This window comes from Bartonella sp. MR100HLJHH (assembly GCF_042194215.1).
Taxonomy (GTDB): domain Bacteria; phylum Pseudomonadota; class Alphaproteobacteria; order Rhizobiales; family Rhizobiaceae; genus Bartonella; species Bartonella grahamii.
Map to the genome: position 1 here is coordinate 44,711 of NZ_JBHIMR010000011.1, position 19,242 is coordinate 63,952.

A 19,242-nucleotide genomic window follows, 5' to 3' on the forward strand; every position below is an offset into this window, starting at 1 on the left:
ATGATAGGGGAAACCTTTTATGAGTAAAGAGCCCTCATGCAAAATAAAATCAAAACAGAATAGATTTGGTTGTTGTATATTCACATGTTTGTTTTGAGAAGATATTTCTCAATGTTAGCGCCCATTTCACAAATGGCGTTTCGTAAAGTGTATAACGTAAAAGCTTCGATGAATGGGATAAAAGCTATATTTCTATCTTTACTGAAAAAAAGATGCTTGGAGGGCACATACTCTTTGTCAGTCTAAAATATTACGACAGTTTTTACCTTTGAAAGGGAGCATAAGAGCTATTTTTTCTCTCTTCACGTGTTTTTATTTATACGCTTATCCTGCTTATAATGTGCAAGCGAAAAGTTTTGATTGATTCAATATCAACAGATTTGAAATGAGAAAAGATATTTTGGTTTCTCATTATGTATGAATAATAAATTATTATTATAAATCAATAATTCTATACTTAGGGAAGCGTTTTTTTAAGGAGTTTTTTTGTTCGTTTTTAAGAATGTGCGTGTTTTAGATAAAAAACTGTATCAACGCAGTTATTATTAGAATTAAAGTTTTTATGAGAAAAATGAGCATTGTGGAATGATAAGCTTTTGATATAAAGCGTTTTAGAATTTTGCACAACTTAACGATAACTTATTTATTTTGTCATTTCTTATGATTGCTATAAGCGATGCAAAGTTGGAATATGGTTTGAGAAAGCAGATGACACAAGTATTATCTTTCGGTAAGTAGTTTTGAAATAAAAGACAGCTTTAAATGATAAATAAAGATAGGTGCACCATGAATGAACTTACCCATATTGAGAATATTATAACGCATTATGATGCTGTTTTTTGTGATGTGTGGGGTGTTGTGCATAACGGTGTGCATGCATTTGAACCAGCGTTGAAAGCATTGTATAAAATTCGACAAATGGGAAAAAATGTTATTTTATTGACCAATTCTCCTCGGCTACGGGAAGATGTTGCTGCTCAATTACAAAGCATGAATGTTCATCGTGACTATTATGATGCCATTATCACTTCAGGGGATGTAACGCGCGATCTCATTCGGACAGCTCCGCGTAAAGTTTTTTTTATTGGTTCACAACGTGATTTGGTGCTGTTTGAAGGGTTAGAGTGTGAATTTGTTGAAGAATGGGAGGCTTCTGTTGTCGTCTGCAGCGGTTTTCTTGAAGATTTTGACGAAGAGCCCTCTGCTTATGAGGAGATGTTTCTTCGCATGCGGGCGCGGAATTTACCTTTTATTTGTGCTAATCCTGATGTGATTGTCCATTATGGAAATAAAGAATTTTGGTGCGCTGGTGCATTGGCGCGTCTTTATCAACAATTAGGGGGGGAAGTACGCATTGCTGGAAAACCTCACGCGCCTATTTATGAGTGTGCCTTTGAAAAACTTCAAAACATTCGTGGAATTGTGGAAAAAAGTCAAGTTTTAGCTATTGGTGATGGTCTTTTGACGGATATTAAGGGGGCGGCTCATTTTGGTCTTGATGCCCTTTATATTATGGGGGGGATTCATCATTATGATTATGCGCAAAATGGTGTGGTGGATAAGCAAGCTTTGCATTCTTTTCTTGAACGTCATGGTTATAAACCACAAGCAATCATGTGGGCACTTCAGTAATGGCTAATTTTTTGCGTCTTCAGGGGACTCACATGTTTCCCTCGGCTTGGCGGGGAGCCGTGTTGGCACTTGGAAATTTTGATGGTGTTCATTGCGGACATCAGATGGTGTTGCAAAAAGCGCTTGATTTTGCACGGATAAAAAAGAAACCAGCAGTTGTTTTAACCTTTGAACCACATCCAAGAAGTTTTTTTCAACGTTCAGCTCCTGTCTATCGTTTGACAGAGGCAGCTGAAAAAGCTGAAATTTTTAAAGTCCTTGGCTTTAATGGTGTGATTGAACAGCCCTTTGATGCGCACTTTGCCACGCTTTCAGCGGATGAATTTATCAAATCGATTTTAAAACAGGCTTTTGATGTTTCAGTTGTGGTGACAGGGGAAAATTTTCAATTTGGTCATCAGAAAAGTGGAAATGTGCAGCTTCTTTGCCAAAGGGGAGAGAAATATGGATTTGAGGTTGTGCAAGTTCCTTGCGTTTCGCGTCTTCAAGATTCACAACAGTTGATTATTTCCTCTAGTTTTATTCGGCAGCTTCTCTCACAAGGAAAAGTGGACAAAGCAGCTCATTTGTTAGGGTATCACTATCGGGTATGCTCCAATATTATTCAAGGCGATAAACTTGGGCGTTTTTTGGGATTTCCTACCGCCAATCAAATGTTGCCTCCCCAAGTTCGCTTGGCTCATGGTGTTTATGCGGTACGTTTGCGTCGTGCGAACGGTGTTTTGTATGATGGTGTTGCAAGCTTTGGTTGTCGTCCAACGGTTGTTAAAAATGGTGCGCCACTTTTGGAAACCTATTTGTTTGACTTTAACGACGACCTTTATGGGGAAAGCTGTACCGTTTCTTTTTTCCAGTTTTTGCGAGGACAAGAAAAATTTGATGGGCTTGAACCTTTGATTGCGCAAATGCACCGTGATGAAAAAAAAGCAAAAGAAATTTTAAAGATAGCACAACCATTATCAAAGTTGGATAGGCTGCTTACTTTTAAAAATATGCCCTAAACTTATCTGCAAAAGATAAAAGAGCTGTAAAAATAGCACTTAAAGTGATTATAATCACAAAGATATATTCCAAAACATCGTGGAATATATGTTGTTTCCGTTGTTGAGAGGGAGAATCGAATATCTGAATATCTGATTTTGGCATTATCTTTTTCAAAGTTCATTTTATGGCTTTTGTTGTCATTCAAAAGTTTACTGCTTGTTTCTTTCTGATCCGTTAAAACCCATCATAAAAGATGCAGTAAAGAATAAGCCCCAGCCTATTTGGCAATAATAGACGTGAAGAGAGAGAAAGGCTGTTTTTTAAATTTTTTGCGATTTTAAGCTTATAGTTTGATAAAATTTAATCGATAACTCTTTTATTTCAAAAATTTATGGTCTCTTTTTTCTAATTTGTTTTATTATGACATATCGTCTTTTATGATGGGATTGGGTTTATGTAAAATCTTACGCATGTGATATTTAGTATCATATGATGAATATTAAAAAAAAGGTTCGTTTGTTGAGCCTCGTGAAGTAGAGCGGTGGTCAGCAGCGGCTTTGTGCTAACCAATCACGTAAACGAGAATGAAGCTGATGGAAAATGCTTTAAGTCTCGTTTCTCTCGTATATTGTGATAGGAAATCTACATTAAGGAGACTATGATCGATTGCAGATAAAAAGAAATCATTGTGAGAAAGCAGGTGTACTTGTTTCAAAAATTTTTAATGCTTTTGATTGATAAAGGCACAATTTGGTTGTCGTAATACGTAAATCTTTCAGATTCTCAAGCAAAGAACTGTCCATATATCTCCTTTGTCCTTCACAAATATAACGCCTATAATGTAACGGCAAGGCAGTCTTGTAAGGATATGAAAATGCAAAGCCAATTATGTCTTGTTGCTTTTCTCATAAAACTTTTGCTTTAGCAATCCTCAACGCGAGCAGTATGTTTGAGACAAAGATTAAGGCGCTTTAGTGCTCTCTCTGCTGTTACAGCTTTTGTATACCAGATGGGGACAGCCCTATTGCCTATATTCATTTGGATAATCTCTGAAATCAATCTACAGCCTTATTGGGGAAAAATATGAAGTTATAAAGGGGGAAATCAGTCCAGATGACTGTCTTTTTTAAATTCGGCTTTGCCACTTTCAAAAGTGTCTAGAGCAATATCTCTTAAATCATGAAAATAACAGTTTCAGGCTTTGTTGTTTTTTGAATAGGATAATCACGTTCTACAGGTAAAATAAAATGCTGGAATATACTTGTGTTGCTAATTTACGCGCCTGTTTTAAAGAAATATCTCTCAACGCTTCCTATATCCATTTTCATGATGGCACTCATGAATGGTATCTTGCAAGCTCCGTTGAGCGCTATCATCTTTATGTCTAATAAAAGAGCAATCCGGTATCATCAGTTATATTGACAAGCCTTCAGTGTTGTACAGCCTTGGCTATTTGAGAGCGTTTATGTTTATGAGAGGGATTTTTCTTAACTCGTTTTATTTCATACGAACTCTTCCTGCTTGTGACATACAAGAAACACGCTTTTGATTGATTCACTATAAATAGACTTAAAATGAGATAATTTTATGGTATTAGGGTTTCTCACTCAACGTGCAAAATAATTAATTGTTATAAATCAATATTTTGCAATTAACCATAGATTATGGCTTACGGATTTTTTATAAAATATTCTGCATGCCTTTTATACGGAATATGGGGTTTTCTTAGTGGCTTTACTGTTGTTTTAGGTGTCTATGGTGTACGAATGAGCTCGTACTGGTAAGGGGAGAGACAAAGAAGGTGAAGCAGTGATAAAAGGTGAGGTGAAAATAGATTTCCTTGATCATCATATGAATTTTCATGCATTTTTATGGCTTCAGGTGTGCATGTTTGTTGTATATTTAACAGCAAAGTTTGCGTGTAGAGTCTTATGAAGTGGGAAGCCTGAGTGGAAAGCGCAAGACAAAGATTATTGACAGATTATTTTTTACAGATCGATGTGTATTTAAGAGTCTTTATCTTTTAAGGCGAGGAGGAAGCGTATGAAATCTGTGTTTAAAGACGCGCTAAACGATAAAGATGCAGCGAGCGTGCTCCGTGATGGCAATAAGCGAGAAGAGGCAGAGAGGCGGTTTTTAAAATTGTTTGCATAGCTTCAACAGCTGACTGTTCTATAGTTGGAGGAGAAATGGGAATGTGATAGGCTTTTATGCCATATTCATTTGCGACCGTTTTAATGCTAGAAAAGTCAGGTTGATGAAGCTCCTCGTGATCGGGGCGGTTGCAGATAATTGTTTTAAAACCAGCTTGTGCCAATGTTTTGATATTTTCTATGCTAATTTGGGCGCTGATAAAAATATCAGGTTCAATTTGTTGTAAATTCATCTTTATTTATTCTCAATTGCACGATTTTCACGATCCCCCCTAGTTTGGTATATAAAAGAACATAGTGAAGGTAAGTTTTTCAATGGTATCTTAACAAAAATATTCTTTTTGTCGAGAAGATCTATTTTGGGAAAATGAGCTGTAAGATGCAAAATATCTCACTCCGCAATATGTTCGTTATTCGACCTTATGCAAGACGGCTGTTTGGTCTTTATGCATAATCTATTATGTTTACCAAGCATAGACATTCCATTGTGTTGCTTGTTCACACGTTTGGTAGAGGTATCCTTATTTCTCTTAAGCCTATTTTACCCTGTCGAGCGTATAAGAGTATAAAATTCATTGATCACTACCCTCTTTACGCTTATGAAGAAGTAGGCTGGTACCATTGTTATATTTTTCAGTCCCCAATGTTACTACAGTCCTTGGCTCTTGAGACAGTTCATAAGAAGTATTTTAATCCTTTCTTGTACAGTTTTTACCCACACGCTAGCCCCGCTTGTAACGTACAAGAGACATGATTTTGATTGATTTAATATCAGAGGGCATGAAATGAGAGAATCTTCCTGATTTCGGCTCTCTCATTCAACGTGCAAAACAATGAATGCTTCTTATAGTTTGTTGTATATTCAGAGTGGAGTTTATTTGTAGAGTTGCATTAAGTGGACTGCATGAAGGGAGAAGCCCAAATGGCAGGCGCGAGATAAGAAGCTGGATCATTTACAGAGCATTGTTCACAGATCGACATGGATGTAAGAATCTTCGTTTTAGGGTGGGGGAAGAAGATCGTGTCTCTTGTTTAGATTTATTTTTGTTATTCTCAAAAACATCATCTTCATAATGTTTTTTCTTATGCTAAAAGAATATTATAAAGACAAAATTGCGGGCTGTCGTTTTATCCTAAAAATAGGAGAAATGGTTATTTTGCACGTATTGGATGCTTGCTTCTTTTATTACTTTCTGTATAATCGTAAAAACGATAATGCTGAAAGGCGTAATAAATGATCATTGGACTTTTGAATCAAAAGGGAGGCGTAGGAAAAACTACGTTGAGTGTTAATCTTGCGGCCAGTTTTGCGCGTACCGGTGCACGGGTATTGCTTATTGATGTTGATCCACAGGGGAGCGCATTGGATTGGGCTGCAGCGCGTGAAGATGCACCTTTGTTTTCGGTTATTGGTTTACCACGTGCAACGGTTCACAAAGAGATTACACAGATTGGTCATGGTTATGATCATATTATTATCGATGGTCCTCCACGTGTGACTGATCTTGCTCGTAGTGCTCTTATGGCTTCGGATTTGGTGCTTATACCTGTTTTGCCTAGTCCCTATGATATTTGGGCAGCCGATGGAATTGTAAAGCTGATTGACGAAGCACGTATTTATAAAGAAAATCTTGAATCTGCTTTTGTTATTAATCGTAAAATAGTCAATACAGCGATAGGGCGTGATGTGAACGAAGCTCTTGGCATATACCCCGTGCATGTTCTTTCTTCTAGCGTTGCGCAGCGCGTGATTTTTGCAGAAGCAGCAGCACAGGGGAAGGCGGTTTATGAAGTTGATAAGCAAGGACCAGCAACAGCAGAGATTGAAGCTGTTGCAGCGGAAATCAAGGAGTTAGCGCGATGAATAAAAAAATTAAAATCGGCACGAAACCAACGAATAAATCAATTCCTTTAACAGCAGATGCATGGGTAGGAAGCCCCAAAGGGAGCATGAGTGGAGGTATGAAGCGCCTCACGATTGATATACCAGAAAGTTTGCATCGATTGATTAAGGTAAGTTGTGCAAGTCGTGGAACTAAAATAGCCGATGAGGTGCGCGAATTGCTTTCACAAAAATACGGAAAAGTGTAAAAAGTGATATATGATAATAAGTTTTCGTTGGTTTGAATACTTTTTCTAGAGATGATATCATTTGTTTTTATACGAAGTTAATAATGATAAAATCTCCCTTCTTTTTTCACGAGGGCTGCTTCATTTAAGTTGTTTTTCATAAGGTTCTGTATCATTTCATGAAAGAGCTATGAGTTTGCGAAAAATTCTCCGTTTCAAACTTTTCCCTATACAAACTTTTCCCTATAAGTATGATAATCACCATACTACTTGTGATCTTATATCGCTATCTTATCCGCTAGATGAATAGATAAGTTTATTCTTCCATAAAAATTTTCTTGATAATGATTTTAAACGTCAGGTTATTTCTTTGTTTATTTCACTTAATACATGCGTAAATAATGTAATTAAGAGTAGCGTTGATTATTTTTTTCTGTTATGCAGCGATTTATTTTATTAAATTATATTCATGTTTATAAAGGGGGGATATAAATAAGTAAAATTTACTGATATTGGCGCGCTATAAGTTTTCCTAATAAATAAAAGAAGTCATTGAGCATATTATAGACAGTATTTCTTACATTTATATGATTTTATAGTCTTAAATAGTTAATGCCAGTCGTAATGGTACGCAAGGAAATAGGCTTTTTTGCTTCAATTGATAATGTATAAGATCGCTTTTTTAGCATTTCTATTGGCATTTAAAAAGTGCAGGGGGACTTAAAGTTTTCTTTCTTTTCCGGTGGTTTAAGAAATGATAAGAGCGCAATCAGTTGGTTAAAAGGTGTATTCTTTCTTTTGCAGGGAATTTGCAATGGATATAGGCATTACGAATTTTTGATAAGATTTTGTGCGACTTCTCATGATGAAGTGGTTTTTGAAAAATGCCAAGATATCAAAATTACTGCTGAAGTTTAAATACTTCAAATACAAAGAGCAGCCGTGCAGATAATGCTACAAATGCAAGTCTGATAAATAAAAGCAGTTTTCATGATTTAACATGTTTGCGTTGCAAGTTTGCGTATTTGCAAAGGAAAGTTAGACGCAAGGTCACAATATAGGAGGGGATGTGAATCCAAAGATATTGTTAATAAAATATAAAACAAAGAGAGGGGTTAAATCATGAACAAGATCATTATAACAGCGCTGTTGCTTTGCACGGGGCTTGTTACTGTTGGTTCACGAAAAAAACTACAGTGTTGAGGAATTTAAGAAAGATAAAAAATTGATGCAAGAATGGGGAAAGAAATGCGATAAAATCGGGACCTCTGCTTTTGCAACCAAGAATTGTCAAAATGTCATGCAAGCCGATATGGAGCTTTTTCAAGAGCATTATAGAAATCTTGCAAAGGAACTTCGTGAAAGTGGCAAAAAAGGGAATGAAACTGAAAAAAAGCAGGACAACAATTAAATCATAAAAATATATTGATAGCGGTGTTTTTCTTTGTACGCGATTTATCATCATAGGTTGGAAAAAATTGCGTACAGAAGTCGATTTTAAAATTTTTGAAAATGCACCAATGAACCGAATGTACAAATTTAATGGAACCCTAAATTGTGTCCTAAACTTTGTAAATTTGAAAAAAGGGGAATTTATTTATGAATAAAGCCATTATTACAACAGTGCTGCTTTGTGCTGGACTTGCTGTTGCTGGATGCGAGAAAAACTATAGCGTAGCAGATTTTAAGAAAGATCCTAAATTACTCAATCAGTGGTTAGAGAAATGTTTTATTGCAGGGAGTTTTGATTCTCAAAATTGTAAAAACGCAGAAAAAGCTGAATTAGAAACTCGTAAAAAATGGGGAGTTTTCGGCTCTGGAAAGGACGACCAAGAAAAAACTGAAGATAAAAAGGAAGGGAATTAAATCATGAATAAAGTCATTATTACAGCAGTGCTGCTTTGTACTGGACTTGTCCTTGCTGCTTGCGAAAAAAATCACAGCGTGGCGGAATTCAAGAAAGATAAAACATTACTCGAAGAGTGGGTAAAAAAGTGTGAAAAGATGGATCCATCGTCTATAAAGAAATCTAAAAATTGTCAACATGCCAGACAAGCGTATATGGAACTTGTGTTTGGCATTAATTAAAAACATAAAATTCAATAAATTATTCTATCAATAAGGAATTGGTTAATTGTTGATTCTATTACGTTTTTTAGGCTCTCTCTAACTTTTAGAGAGCCTTTTGATGGCTTCAAGAATTAGCCGTTTACGATCTGTACTCTTTGTGTAAACGGATGCTATACTGTCTATTTGTCCAGCCAAAAAGTGCTTTCAATTGTGATAGTATTGCATCCGAATGAGTTGCTACGTGTTATTGCTAATTTTTCAAACTATGTGCTGATTGTTTAATGTTTTGGTCGCATGTATTTAAAACATGAGATTGAATCTACCTTTGGGGTGTTTTTCTGCGTTCATCACAAATAAATGTTTCATCACACTAAGACCGGCTTTAAGCGTTGCGGCTAATTTCGGAAAAATTGGGAGGAAACATTTGTTTGGAATTTACTTTTCTCTGTCTTAATAAAGAGAAAAATATTCTGAATGGAATTATTATCGTTTTATACTTAAATGTTTTTCTCAAAATATTTTTAAAAAATTGCTTTTGATTTGAGAATATTATAACATTAGTTAAGACGTGAGGCAGTTTTGCTAGGACGGTTTTGCTGGATGTGTGAGGAATTGAGCGCTCTCCATATCTTTTCATTTTCCCCCTCTCTTTTCTGAGTTTGTAAGGTTTTTCCTTGTTATTTTTTATTTTAATTGTGTTGTAATATTATCATGTTGAGTGGTGGAGCTCATGCAAAACTTTATGTATGAGTTGTTTTTTGAATAATACTTTGATTTATAAAAATAATTTAATTATTTTATGTTGAATAAGGATCTCGTCAAAATCTGTTCTAGGTTGAATCAATTAAAACCATCTACTTGCACGTTACAAGCATGGAGAGCCGTGTGGATAAAAACTGTTGAAGAAAGAAGTAAAAATGTCTTTTATGAACTATCTCAAGGATTAAAGGTTGTTGCAACATTTGGTGCTGGAAAAGTATGTGATGGTGCTGGTTTATTCCCTCGCAAGTGTGTGATGATGGTGTTCAATGGATTTATCATAAGCTTCTTGAAATATTCCTTTAGAATTGTGATATGCCCTGAAGGGGAGAAGCAAGAGGAACTTACTCAATAAGGAGACAAATTATTTACAGATCGGATCTGGTAGAAAATTTAGTTCTTTAAGGCGGGAATGAAGTTGAGATTCAAGTAGCGTGAAAAGATGGAAACTGATGGTTAAAAATGCATACAAAAAGCAGAGTTAACACTTAAATAGTTGCAAGCGATGTTTGAAATTAGGTGTGTAATTTATCTGTAGAGTTAAATTTTCGCTTTGATCTTATGTAAAATTAAAATGATCGTTTGCGCAAATTACAAAAAGCCAAGAGAGTATGTTTAGTATATTTCTATTACGAGAACTAAAATAACAACAAAAGCATTCATGGTGATAATCAAGGTTGAATAAAGCACTGCGGCTTTTACGAGATCAGCCATAAAAACCTCTTTCTGTTCTTTTTGAGGTGATTTTATGAATAACAATATGTTACAAACCGTAGTATATGTTGATACAATATATTAGGCAAGCTTAAAATCGTTTCTTTTTTGTAAAGGCTTGAGGAATTAGAGCACTGTAAATCTTAAAAAAGAAAGTTTTAAAGAGAATATTAATTGATTTTGTAGGTTTTGTGTTGCAGAAAACTTTTTTATCCTGTTATGCTATGAAACACTATCATTTATAGCGGTAATATAAGGCATATAAGTTTTCTTGTAACGTTTAAGTATTTTTTAGTGTGCGATGAATATTCGTAGGTTGATTTATTGAGCCTTTCGTTTAAGTGACTCACATGAGTAGGAAGTCAAGAGAAGATTGCTTGACAAAAATTCGGACTGCGTACAGAGCAGATTGAGTTAAGATCTTTGTCCTTTAAGGTGCACAGAAGAAGACAAAAATGTTTTCTGATCGTTTATCTCATAGTAAGATTGGTTAATGCTGTTCTAATGGGCATGTTTTGCACAAAAGAACAGAACGTTCCAAACGAAATATACTTATGTTGTATATTAATATATTTGTATTGCATATTTATGTACTTGTAAGAAAACATCTCTCAATGCACACGACAAACATTTTACGATGACACTCGTAAATGGTATAACAGTAAAGCTCTCGTGAAATAATATAAAATTTGAATAATATAAAAATCTATAGAATGCTACCATCTTTACACTTATGAAATAGCAAGTCACTGTCATCGTACGCTTGCTTCCAATGTTTACTATGGCCCTTGGCATTTGAGACGGTTCATAAGAGGCATTTTTCTTTCAGTGTATTTTATCAACACATCAGGGCGTTGTTTGTGATGTGCAAACAAGTAAATTTAATTTATTCAACATGGGATAGATTTGAAATGTGATGAGTATGAAAGAGAAGAGCTGCATTTAGAAGGTTGAAAATGAGAGAAAGTTCGTAACAAAAATTGTACCTTTATTATAAAATGATTGTTTCTATGTTTTTATACCAGTAGCACATGTAAAGCCGCGATATTAAGAGCAAACTGTGTTATGGAGTGAAATAACCTATAGGAAGATGCTGTGGAAATTCTGAAAATATCAATGTGGGGAGCGTTAAGCATTATGCATTGGATAATATTTTGATTTATAATGATAATCTATCGTTATTCAACTTGAATTAGAGTCCTGAATACCGTAAATTTTTTTCATTCCAAATCTGCTCTAGGTTTAATCAACCAAAACCATGTCTTTTGCAGTTACAAGTGGGGAGGGTCCATGCGGAGCGAAACTGTACAAGAAAGGCATGCTTTTTGAACCGCACTTAAATGTCAAGGATATCGCAACATGAGGGGCTAGCAAAATATGTGATGGTGTGCTGGCTTGCTTCTTTTATTAAGCGTAAAGATGGACAGTGCTCAATGGATTTTATACATGTCATGGGGGATTTATCATTATATTATTCATGGGTTATGGCGCGAAATAGGCTTGGGTACACTTAAGAGATGTTTCTTTAAAACAAGCGCGTGAATATGCAATTGAAGACGTATCGAATTGATTGGCTAAGAAACTCTTGAAAAGGTTCAAAAAATCTTATATAGTCGTTCATTGCAAAGAAAAGCGAATGATAATTAAAAAAAGGGAGATTGATGGCTGTTTAGCTGTTTTAAGATGTCTTTTTTAATATTGCTGTATGGCTAATCTGTTCAAAAGAGCATTCTTTTTGTTTTTTATGCGAAGTACTGCATATGTGCAGAAGGAGCATGGGGGAGGGTGTGTCTTTTTGAATGGGTGCAACTAATTTTGTAGGGTGCCATCTTATGGGGTGCCGGAAGGTATGCAAGTTTAGGTGCAAAAAAAGCCATAAGGTTATGGAGGGTAAGATGCTGCTATCGTTAAAATGCTGAAATTTTTAATGAGCTTAAGTCTTTGATATGCTGCGAGATATGCTGTGGGTTTTTGTCGGCAGGTGGTCTTTTTATGGACAAAGTTCTCGTGAGAGCGTTGTTGTTTTCTGTTGAAGGCATGCTGGTGACGAAATAGGCAAAGATAAAATCGGCAAGGCGAAATAGACCAAAATAGACAGAGCAAATGTAGAACTTTCGATATTGCTGCGTAAGGTTTAAGTTTATAGCGTTTTGGTGAATTAGTATAGCCGTAATGATGGTTTTGGAGCAAAGCAAGAAAAATACTTGAGAGAATGCGTTGAAAGTTGAAGTGGTATACGCTTTGAAGGATTGTCGTGCTGTTGTTTGAGCGATGTTTGCACCACGAGCTTTATTGAGTGTATCAGCATTGAAGAGAACCTGTTTAATCTCCCTCATTTGAAAGATTGAACAAGAGTGTTGAAGGGGAAGTAAAAATGTCTGTAGTGCAATATGGTGATGATAGTTTTGCATCAAAAGCAAAAGTTCTTGATAATAATCTTATTGATCGTGATTGGGCGATGACAAAATTTGTTGCTGCTGTTAAAGGATTAGCTCAAGTTGTTGATTATGAAAGCAATATGCTAGAGAGCAGTGGTGTTCCAGATTACGAAGAAATAAATTTATGTAAAATACGTGGTTTGCGTGATCTTAATAAATCCATGAGCGATGTGAAGCGCTACATGAATCAAGATATTGAGCATGAAGTTGAAAGTTTGTTGTCTGATTTACAAGAAAAATTACAGCGTAATAGTGAATTGCTTCAGACGCATTTAAATGCAGTTAATGATCTTTCTAGAGCTATGCAATTATCTGGACGCGTAAAAGAAACAGAGGAATGATTCAAATCTGATGAATATTAGCTGTTCTAAGTGATGACAATGATTAGGTAGATCAGTTTATTTGGATAAATAATGCGTTTAGTGAGTAGACTTGTTTTAAGCGCATTTGGGTATTTAAATTATTATCCTGTTGTACTGTAAAACGCTGTTCTTAAAACAGTGTCTTTTAAGATGTAGTGATGTGAACTGCGTGCTGTGGGAAGCTAGCTGGGAGAGGACTAAGAGAAGGGGGAATATTTACGGAGTATTGTTTGCAGACTGAGTTAATAGGGAGCTTCATTTTTTAGTTTAGGGAGGCGATCAAGGGAATATTTAGACCAGCCCGTGATGCCTTAAAAACAGCTTGCTTGGAGCTATGGTAATGTAAGGTTTTATGCATTAGTCTTTTGAGAGTATGTGATGAATATTGCCTATAAGCCTTATAGAGCACTGTCCTTTGAAGTGTGGTGATATGAAGCGGTTAGTTGTTTAAATCTATATGTTTGAGACAAAAATTAAAGCGGTTTAATATTTTCTTCTGCTGTTTTTAGTTTTTGTATGCCAGATTGGAGAGAGCATCCAGATTTGAGTGAATAGATTGCTTATATCTTTGTTGGCGTAATATTTTAAATGGGGAGGCGATCTTATTGGGAAAGAATAAAGGGCTAGAAATCAGCTTTCCTCTGTACCACCATCCTTTAATTTAGCTTTATTTTGTTCAAAAGCATCTAAAGCACTATCTGTTAAATGATGAAGATCACGCATTATTTCACGCTTCAGTTTCTCTCGTTCTTTAATGGGGGCACGCGCCCCTCATGTAAAACAGAACGTCATTGTGTTGCCAATTCACGTGCTTTTTTAAAGAAACATCTCTTAAGGCACCCAATCCCATTTCACGGTGGTGTCCGTGAATGGTATAACGGTAAATCTATAGAGCACCACGATTTTTACGCTTCATAAAGGAGTAAGCTGGTGCATATTTGCCAGCTCGTGGGTGTTGCTACAGCTCTTGGCACTTGAGACGGTTCATCAGGGGCATTTTTAATCCTTTCTTAATAGTTTTTTATCCACAAGGGCTCTTCCCGCTTGTAACTTGCAAGAGACATGATTTTGGTTGATTCAACATGGAACAGGTCTGAAATGAAAGGATCTTACGCTATTCTGGATTCTCATTTAACATGCAAAACAATGAACAATCTTTATAAATCAATATTTTGTCTTATGGTGGAGTTGGTGTGGCATTGAGATTTTAGAGGAAAAACACGCTTTTAAGAATTTATAACAGATAGCAAGTTTTTATAGCAGGTATATTAAATGTACATCATCTAAAATAAATGGAGCGTCTACAGCGAAGAAGGGGCTAACTTTTTTAAATCCGCATGAATGCTTATTCTGTTGTGCTGTAAAAACATCATCGCTTGAGGTGTGGTGTAAGACATAAAACTTTATGCATGGGGTGTTTTGATGAGAGAATGCTATGGTATTCAGTTTTTTATTCAATATGCAAAAGAAAAGTTATAAGTCAAAATCTTCTTTAATGTGATAATGATTTTTGAGAATTTAAAAAATATAAGTTTAAATAAAAAAGCAGCACTTTGTGCTGCCATTTTATTTAAATTAAAATTAGCTTCTGCTTTAGAAACGATAACGTATCCCGCCAGACAAATTGGTGCCAGATACACCGGCTTTTTGCAGTTTTTGCCGATAGCTGATATCGGCGTTTAGTACGATTTTTTGAGAAAGATATGCATTCACCCCCATGCCTCCTTCAACTGAAGAGCCGGTAGGATCAACATGAAAGGTATTAGCAATTTTTATTGTTTTTCCATCACCAAAAGCTCTGATAACATTTACTTTACCATAGAAGGAAACAGCCTTACTTTCTTCAACAGCCATTATAGTTTTTGTTAAACGTCCACCAATACGCATCAACCATTGATGCGGGTTTCCCATGTCTACTTTTAAGCCATCGGCATCTGAGAAGATATCAAACATGAGATTTTGATAAATGAATTGTGCTTGTGGTTCAAATACCAATCCTTTTGTGTTGGTCGCTAATTTCTGACCAATGGTTGCAGATATATTAAGCATCTCCGTACCATCCAGTTGTGCGGCATTTCCAACAAGAGCTGTGGTAATATTTCCTTTTAACTTTCCGTAAGAAAGAAGGGTGTTTACATATATACCATTGCTATGTTGGATGCCGCTGTAAGCGGCAAGAGACCATTTATCAAGTGTCGTCTTTTCAGAATCTTGCATCTCTTTTGGCGTAAAGGCAAGTTTCCCGTATGTTCCTACAAAACCAAAATGTGTGCTTATGTCTTTGCCTTCCAAGGCGGCTAATATGACACCCAGTTGTAAAGCAGTATAGTTTACATCAGCACCATAACCATAATGCAGTGGATCGCGGTTGGAAGATAAGGTGACTTTCTCGCCGTAGGAAGAGAAAAAGATACCATTCTTTTTATTGTCTTCTGCCCCAAATACTGTTGTTCGCATATTGTCTAACAACGTGTTTTGATTGTTTACATCAGTAAATCCAGCAGAAAATAAAGTATTAGATATGGTTAAATAGTTTGCTACCTGTGGTAAAAGTGCTCGAACTTTTTTATCCTTATCAATGTAGGCATTCTGTAAGCGGAAATCCCAGAAATTACTGTTCTTACCAAAAAGATTTTGGCTCTCATGAGATGTCCCAGGTTTATAGCTTGTAAGTACATACTTATAAGGCTGTTTCCCTATTGTCATATAGTTTCCTGATAACGTGAAGGAATTTTCGTTTGCTTGTCCGGAAACTTGAATGATTGAAATCCCATGTGTCCCTAAAGGAAGTGACGCCATGTCTTCTCCCCAAACAGCAGAGCTATCGGTTATTTTTTTATCTGTTTCTTGGAGATTGATGTGAACAACAGTACGGCCTGAGACATCGCCATTAATCACAATGCGATCGGTCTGTTGCTCCGTGATAGGAGAATGTTTATCCCATTGAGTATTTACATAAATTTCTGCAACACCTGTTGCACTATAAACCGCTGTTGTATGAGCTGTTCCATCTGCTTTCGGAAGATTAGGTCCTATAAACAGAGTTTGGTAATGTCCCTCCATTGGCTTGTCAAACATAATGACACTATCTGTAAGGCGCAATCCAGAAAGGTTAGAGTATGATTTTTCATCAACACCAAACTGTACATGGTCATCTGAAACATTATCATTATTTCCAGCGTTTTTATTCGCCTTTAAAAGCCATTTCGTCCCCTCTTTTAGATCAAAAACAGTTCTATTATCTTTAGAAGTTTTTACTCGACCTTCTAAAGAAGAGTGGTTAGAAACCAGTGTAAGGGTGTTTGTGAAAGCATTTTCGTTTTTTATATTTTTTAATAAAATATCGGCATGAATTTCTGAATTTTTAAGGCTGACTTCACCGTTTATGTTTATTCCATAAAGGTTGATACCCCTACCATGTTCAACGAAAATCTTTGTATTCTCTAGAGTTACTTTATCGGCAATATTGGCTAAATCTTGTTCTTGAACGGCGTTGGCATTCCTTTCAGCATTGCGTGTATATCGTTTTCTAGGGGCATTATACGGATTGTTGCGGAAAATAATACCGTCCGCTTCATGATTGCCCGTGACATGTACGCTTGAATCTTTCAGTTTGATTGTTCCTTCTATGTTGACCAAACCAGCTGTTTCTGCTGTTACAGTAATACCTGTAGCATCAATTTCTCCACCATCTGATACACTCAATGCAACAAAACGCGCATCAACTGTTCCCCCTATCATGTTGACTTTTGAATTATTTCCCTCTGCATGTACAGCAAAACCATTGTCTTGAATTTTTTTGTTATGTAGCGTTATGGTCTTACCGTTTTCAGCCTCAACTCTAGAGCTTATATCCTCAATTTGTGTAGACTTTTCAGGTTGTTTTATTGGTGATATTGGTTTTTCAAGCTCTGATTTTTCAGATATTTTTTGTGCAGAGGCAGATTGTACGGGCGCTGGTTTTACAGATTTTGGCGGTACCGATAATGCTGGTTTTCCAGTTTCTGGTCTTAAAGATATTGGCTGTGCGAGTTCTGGTTCTTTAGGCGTTGGCGATAGCTCTGTTGTTGGTTTTGTAAGTTCCACTCTTATAGGTTCTGAGTTTGTAAGTGTTGGTCGTAAACTGGGTGCAGGTTGTGGAGGTTCTGACTGTGATGATACAACAGAATTTTCGGGCATTTTTTTTCTGGAAGAGTCTGTAGAAGAGGTGAGAACACCTGAACGTCTTCTAGATTTTGCTTCCATTCCTGCTGTTGGAGCTATTTCTGTCGTTGGAGATTGTGTAAGAATATCTTGTGTGGCTGTAGGGTTAGATTGTACACCTTTTGCCACTTTAGTCTTTGATGTTTGTGTACTTCCTTGGCTAAGATCAGAGTTTTGTTTTGAAGAAGAAATTGTATTTCCAACTAAATTTCCTTCAAGTTGGGTTGTGGAAGGTAGAGTGCTCGTAGGAGTAGGCGTTGTAGATTCACTCTTTGTAACAAGAGGGGTTATGATCGTTCTTGTAGAGCTAGATGTTAAAGGTGGATATGAAGATGATGCATTTGAATGAGCGGGTTGTGGAGACGGGAGATCTATCGTAGGTTGTGCATTCGTATCATGAAGAGCATAAGACAAGCTGGTGGAAGAATAAAACAGAACTCCAGAAACTGTGTATAGTAAAAAACTTTTTTTCATATGGATGTATTCCTAAATATTTCCCCTCTCTCATAAAAGATAAAACTTTGACCTCATTATGTTTCTTTTGTAAGAGACAAAACGAAACATAATGAGAGTGCTTTATATTTCAAGATAGGAATACCAGTATTTTTAAAAGTGATAACGCATTCCAGCGGAAATATTTATTGCAGATATGCCATCTTTTTTAAATTTATGTTGATAGCTGAGATCATTATGAAACTCGATATTTTCAGATAAGTGCGCTTGAATACCAAAACCACCTTCGATTAAAAATCCCATAGCAGCAAGCGGAAGGTTTTCACTAAAAGTTTTGATCGCGTTCAGTTTGCCGTAGAAGGAAAGGGCATGGCCTTTGTTTTGCGTCAAACGTCCGCCAATACGGAGCAACCATTGATGAGGTTTGCTTATGTCTATTTTAGAGTTATCGTCATCTAAGAAAGAGCCAAGCATGAGACGCTGATAAACAAGTTGTGCTTGCGGTTCTAGGATTACACCTTTCAAACTGGTTGACAGTTTTTGACCAACAGTTGCAGCGGCCCCTAATGTTTTACTATTATTTACTTTTGAGGTATGTTTGATGAAAGCTGTGGTGTTATTTTCTTTGAAAATTCCATAAGAGAGAAATGCACTTGCATAGAGGCCACTGTCATGTTGAATATTTCCATATGCGGTGAGTGACCATTTATCAAGCATTTTCTTATGAGAGCTTTCTTTGTTTTTAGGAGTAAAAGACAATTTCCCATATGTTCCGAAAAGACCAAAATTGCTGCTGATATTTTGATCGTTTAGCGCTATTAATGTTGCCCCTGCTTGAAATGCAGCATAGCGAATATCTGCTTGAACACCATCTTGTTTTGCTTGAATGCTGGAAGAAAAGGTGCTCTTATTGCCATAAGTGGATAAGAAAACGCCTCTCTCTGGATGATCTTTGGGTTCAAACATTGTTATTTGCATATTGTCTAACGAGATATTTTGATTGTTGACATCAGAAAAACCGACAGAAAACATCGCGATAGGCATGACTAAAGAGCTTTCTTTTTGTGGCGTAAGAATTGTTCTTTTTTCTGCCAAATCAAGAGAAGCAGAAGTTGCGGCTGCTTCATTATCTGTAAGTTTAGAGGTGCTTTCGGTATCAGCGGTAGCGGTTCTCCTAACTTTTATGGGTAATTTCACATGAGCTTTTGCGGATGTGTTAAGAGTCGTTTTCGATGCTTGTGTTGGTGTGTTTATTAAATCAATGGTATGGCGTGTTTGAGGGTTTAAGCCAGAAGCGGTACTGGTAGACGTAAAATTAAAAGAAGAAAAAAACAAAGCACAAGCGGCTGTACATAAAAGATTCTTATGCATAGAGATGTTCCTTAAGATATTTTTTTGTTTTGC

The 19,242-nt window shown here is 36.2% G+C and carries 13 protein-coding genes and 2 pseudogenes; 10 read left to right on the plus strand and 5 right to left on the minus strand.

Annotation, left to right across the window (positions count from 1 at the left end; genetic code table 11):
- Positions 1-786 precede the first annotated feature (786 nt).
- Together ACFIJ7_RS07455 and ACFIJ7_RS07460 are read left to right on the plus strand one after the other, a co-directional pair.
- Positions 787-1,632 carry a TIGR01459 family HAD-type hydrolase gene (locus tag ACFIJ7_RS07455; protein ID WP_375644937.1) on the plus strand — a complete coding sequence of 282 codons (846 nt, stop codon included), beginning with the start codon at positions 787-789 and terminating at the stop codon, positions 1,630-1,632.
- Positions 1,632-2,633 carry a bifunctional riboflavin kinase/FAD synthetase gene (locus ACFIJ7_RS07460; protein ID WP_375644938.1) on the plus strand — a complete coding sequence of 334 codons (1,002 nt, stop codon included), beginning with the start codon at positions 1,632-1,634 and terminating at the stop codon, positions 2,631-2,633. Before ACFIJ7_RS07455 ends, ACFIJ7_RS07460 begins: the two co-directional genes overlap by 1 nt.
- A gap of 1,652 nt (positions 2,634-4,285) precedes the next feature.
- On the opposite strand, the pseudogene ACFIJ7_RS07465 reads toward ACFIJ7_RS07460, so the two are convergent.
- Positions 4,286-4,513 (minus strand): annotated as a pseudogene (locus tag ACFIJ7_RS07465) (D-alanyl-D-alanine carboxypeptidase); the annotation flags it as partial.
- Positions 4,514-4,672: 159 nt separating this feature from the next.
- Positions 4,673-5,002 carry a TIGR01244 family sulfur transferase gene (locus ACFIJ7_RS07470; RefSeq protein ID WP_375636395.1) on the minus strand — a complete coding sequence of 110 codons (330 nt, stop codon included), beginning with the start codon at positions 5,000-5,002 and terminating at the stop codon, positions 4,673-4,675.
- Positions 5,003-6,003: 1,001 nt separating this feature from the next.
- Between ACFIJ7_RS07470 and parA the strand changes: the two genes are divergently transcribed.
- The 5 genes from parA to ACFIJ7_RS07495 all read left to right on the plus strand — a co-directional run bounded on the left by parA (position 6,004) and on the right by ACFIJ7_RS07495 (position 8,927).
- Positions 6,004-6,633: a ParA family partition ATPase gene (parA, locus tag ACFIJ7_RS07475; RefSeq protein ID WP_375636396.1), complete on the plus strand. Its 630-nt coding sequence runs from the start codon at positions 6,004-6,006 to the stop codon at positions 6,631-6,633.
- Positions 6,630-6,860 carry a plasmid partition protein ParG gene (locus ACFIJ7_RS07480; RefSeq protein ID WP_015856697.1) on the plus strand — a complete coding sequence of 77 codons (231 nt, stop codon included), beginning with the start codon at positions 6,630-6,632 and terminating at the stop codon, positions 6,858-6,860. Before parA ends, ACFIJ7_RS07480 begins: the two co-directional genes overlap by 4 nt.
- 1,153 nt (positions 6,861-8,013) lie before the next feature.
- Entirely contained in the window at positions 8,014-8,250 is a 237-nt protein-coding gene (locus tag ACFIJ7_RS07485) for an EexN family lipoprotein (protein WP_375644939.1), read from the plus strand.
- A 188-nt stretch (positions 8,251-8,438) separates the two neighbouring features.
- Positions 8,439-8,705: an EexN family lipoprotein gene (locus ACFIJ7_RS07490; protein WP_375644940.1), complete on the plus strand. Its 267-nt coding sequence runs from the start codon at positions 8,439-8,441 to the stop codon at positions 8,703-8,705.
- Between the two features lie 3 nt (positions 8,706-8,708).
- A complete protein-coding gene (locus tag ACFIJ7_RS07495; RefSeq protein ID WP_375644941.1) occupies positions 8,709-8,927 on the plus strand; it encodes an EexN family lipoprotein in 219 nt (72 codons plus the stop codon).
- A gap of 78 nt (positions 8,928-9,005) precedes the next feature.
- Here the strand turns inward: ACFIJ7_RS07495 and ACFIJ7_RS07500 are convergent.
- Positions 9,006-9,364, minus strand: a pseudogene (locus ACFIJ7_RS07500) (integrase); the annotation flags it as partial.
- A gap of 428 nt (positions 9,365-9,792) precedes the next feature.
- Here ACFIJ7_RS07500 and ACFIJ7_RS07505 point away from each other — a divergent pair.
- Positions 9,793-10,023, plus strand: a complete 231-nt coding sequence (locus ACFIJ7_RS07505; RefSeq protein ID WP_375644942.1) for a hypothetical protein — start codon at positions 9,793-9,795, stop codon at positions 10,021-10,023.
- 2,733 nt (positions 10,024-12,756) lie between these two features.
- Entirely contained in the window at positions 12,757-13,161 is a 405-nt protein-coding gene (locus ACFIJ7_RS07510) for a flagellar protein FlgN (RefSeq protein WP_273788300.1), read from the plus strand.
- 1,614 nt (positions 13,162-14,775) lie between these two features.
- On the opposite strand, the gene ACFIJ7_RS07515 is transcribed toward ACFIJ7_RS07510, so the two are convergent.
- Positions 14,776-16,923, minus strand: a complete 2,148-nt coding sequence (locus tag ACFIJ7_RS07515) for an autotransporter outer membrane beta-barrel domain-containing protein (RefSeq protein WP_375636404.1) — start codon at positions 16,921-16,923, stop codon at positions 14,776-14,778.
- Positions 16,924-16,996: 73 nt separating this feature from the next.
- Between ACFIJ7_RS07515 and ACFIJ7_RS07520 the strand changes: the two genes are divergently transcribed.
- Complete coding sequence (locus tag ACFIJ7_RS07520) at positions 16,997-17,734, plus strand: hypothetical protein (protein WP_375636406.1); 738 nt, start codon at positions 16,997-16,999, stop codon at positions 17,732-17,734.
- A gap of 257 nt (positions 17,735-17,991) precedes the next feature.
- Here ACFIJ7_RS07520 and ACFIJ7_RS07525 read toward each other — a convergent pair whose 3' ends face one another.
- On the minus strand, positions 17,992-19,209 hold the full coding sequence (locus ACFIJ7_RS07525) for an autotransporter outer membrane beta-barrel domain-containing protein (RefSeq protein ID WP_375636407.1): 1,218 nt from the start codon (positions 19,207-19,209) through the stop codon (positions 17,992-17,994).
- Positions 19,210-19,242: the final 33 nt, after the last annotated feature.

Coding starts and splice junctions, on each gene's coding strand:
- ACFIJ7_RS07480 (WP_015856697.1), top strand. CDS start 6,630: ATGAATAAAAAAATTAAAATCGGCACGAAACCAACGAATAAATCAATT.
- ACFIJ7_RS07490 (WP_375644940.1), top strand. CDS start 8,439: ATGAATAAAGCCATTATTACAACAGTGCTGCTTTGTGCTGGACTTGCT.
- parA (WP_375636396.1), top strand. CDS start 6,004: ATGATCATTGGACTTTTGAATCAAAAGGGAGGCGTAGGAAAAACTACG.
- ACFIJ7_RS07520 (WP_375636406.1), top strand. CDS start 16,997: ATGGTCTTACCGTTTTCAGCCTCAACTCTAGAGCTTATATCCTCAATT.
- ACFIJ7_RS07455 (WP_375644937.1), top strand. CDS start 787: ATGAATGAACTTACCCATATTGAGAATATTATAACGCATTATGATGCT.
- ACFIJ7_RS07470 (WP_375636395.1), bottom strand. CDS start 5,002: ATGAATTTACAACAAATTGAACCTGATATTTTTATCAGCGCCCAAATT.
- ACFIJ7_RS07525 (WP_375636407.1), bottom strand. CDS start 19,209: ATGCATAAGAATCTTTTATGTACAGCCGCTTGTGCTTTGTTTTTTTCT.
- ACFIJ7_RS07495 (WP_375644941.1), top strand. CDS start 8,709: ATGAATAAAGTCATTATTACAGCAGTGCTGCTTTGTACTGGACTTGTC.
- ACFIJ7_RS07515 (WP_375636404.1), bottom strand. CDS start 16,923: ATGATAGGGGGAACAGTTGATGCGCGTTTTGTTGCATTGAGTGTATCA.
- ACFIJ7_RS07460 (WP_375644938.1), top strand. CDS start 1,632: ATGGCTAATTTTTTGCGTCTTCAGGGGACTCACATGTTTCCCTCGGCT.
- ACFIJ7_RS07510 (WP_273788300.1), top strand. CDS start 12,757: ATGTCTGTAGTGCAATATGGTGATGATAGTTTTGCATCAAAAGCAAAA.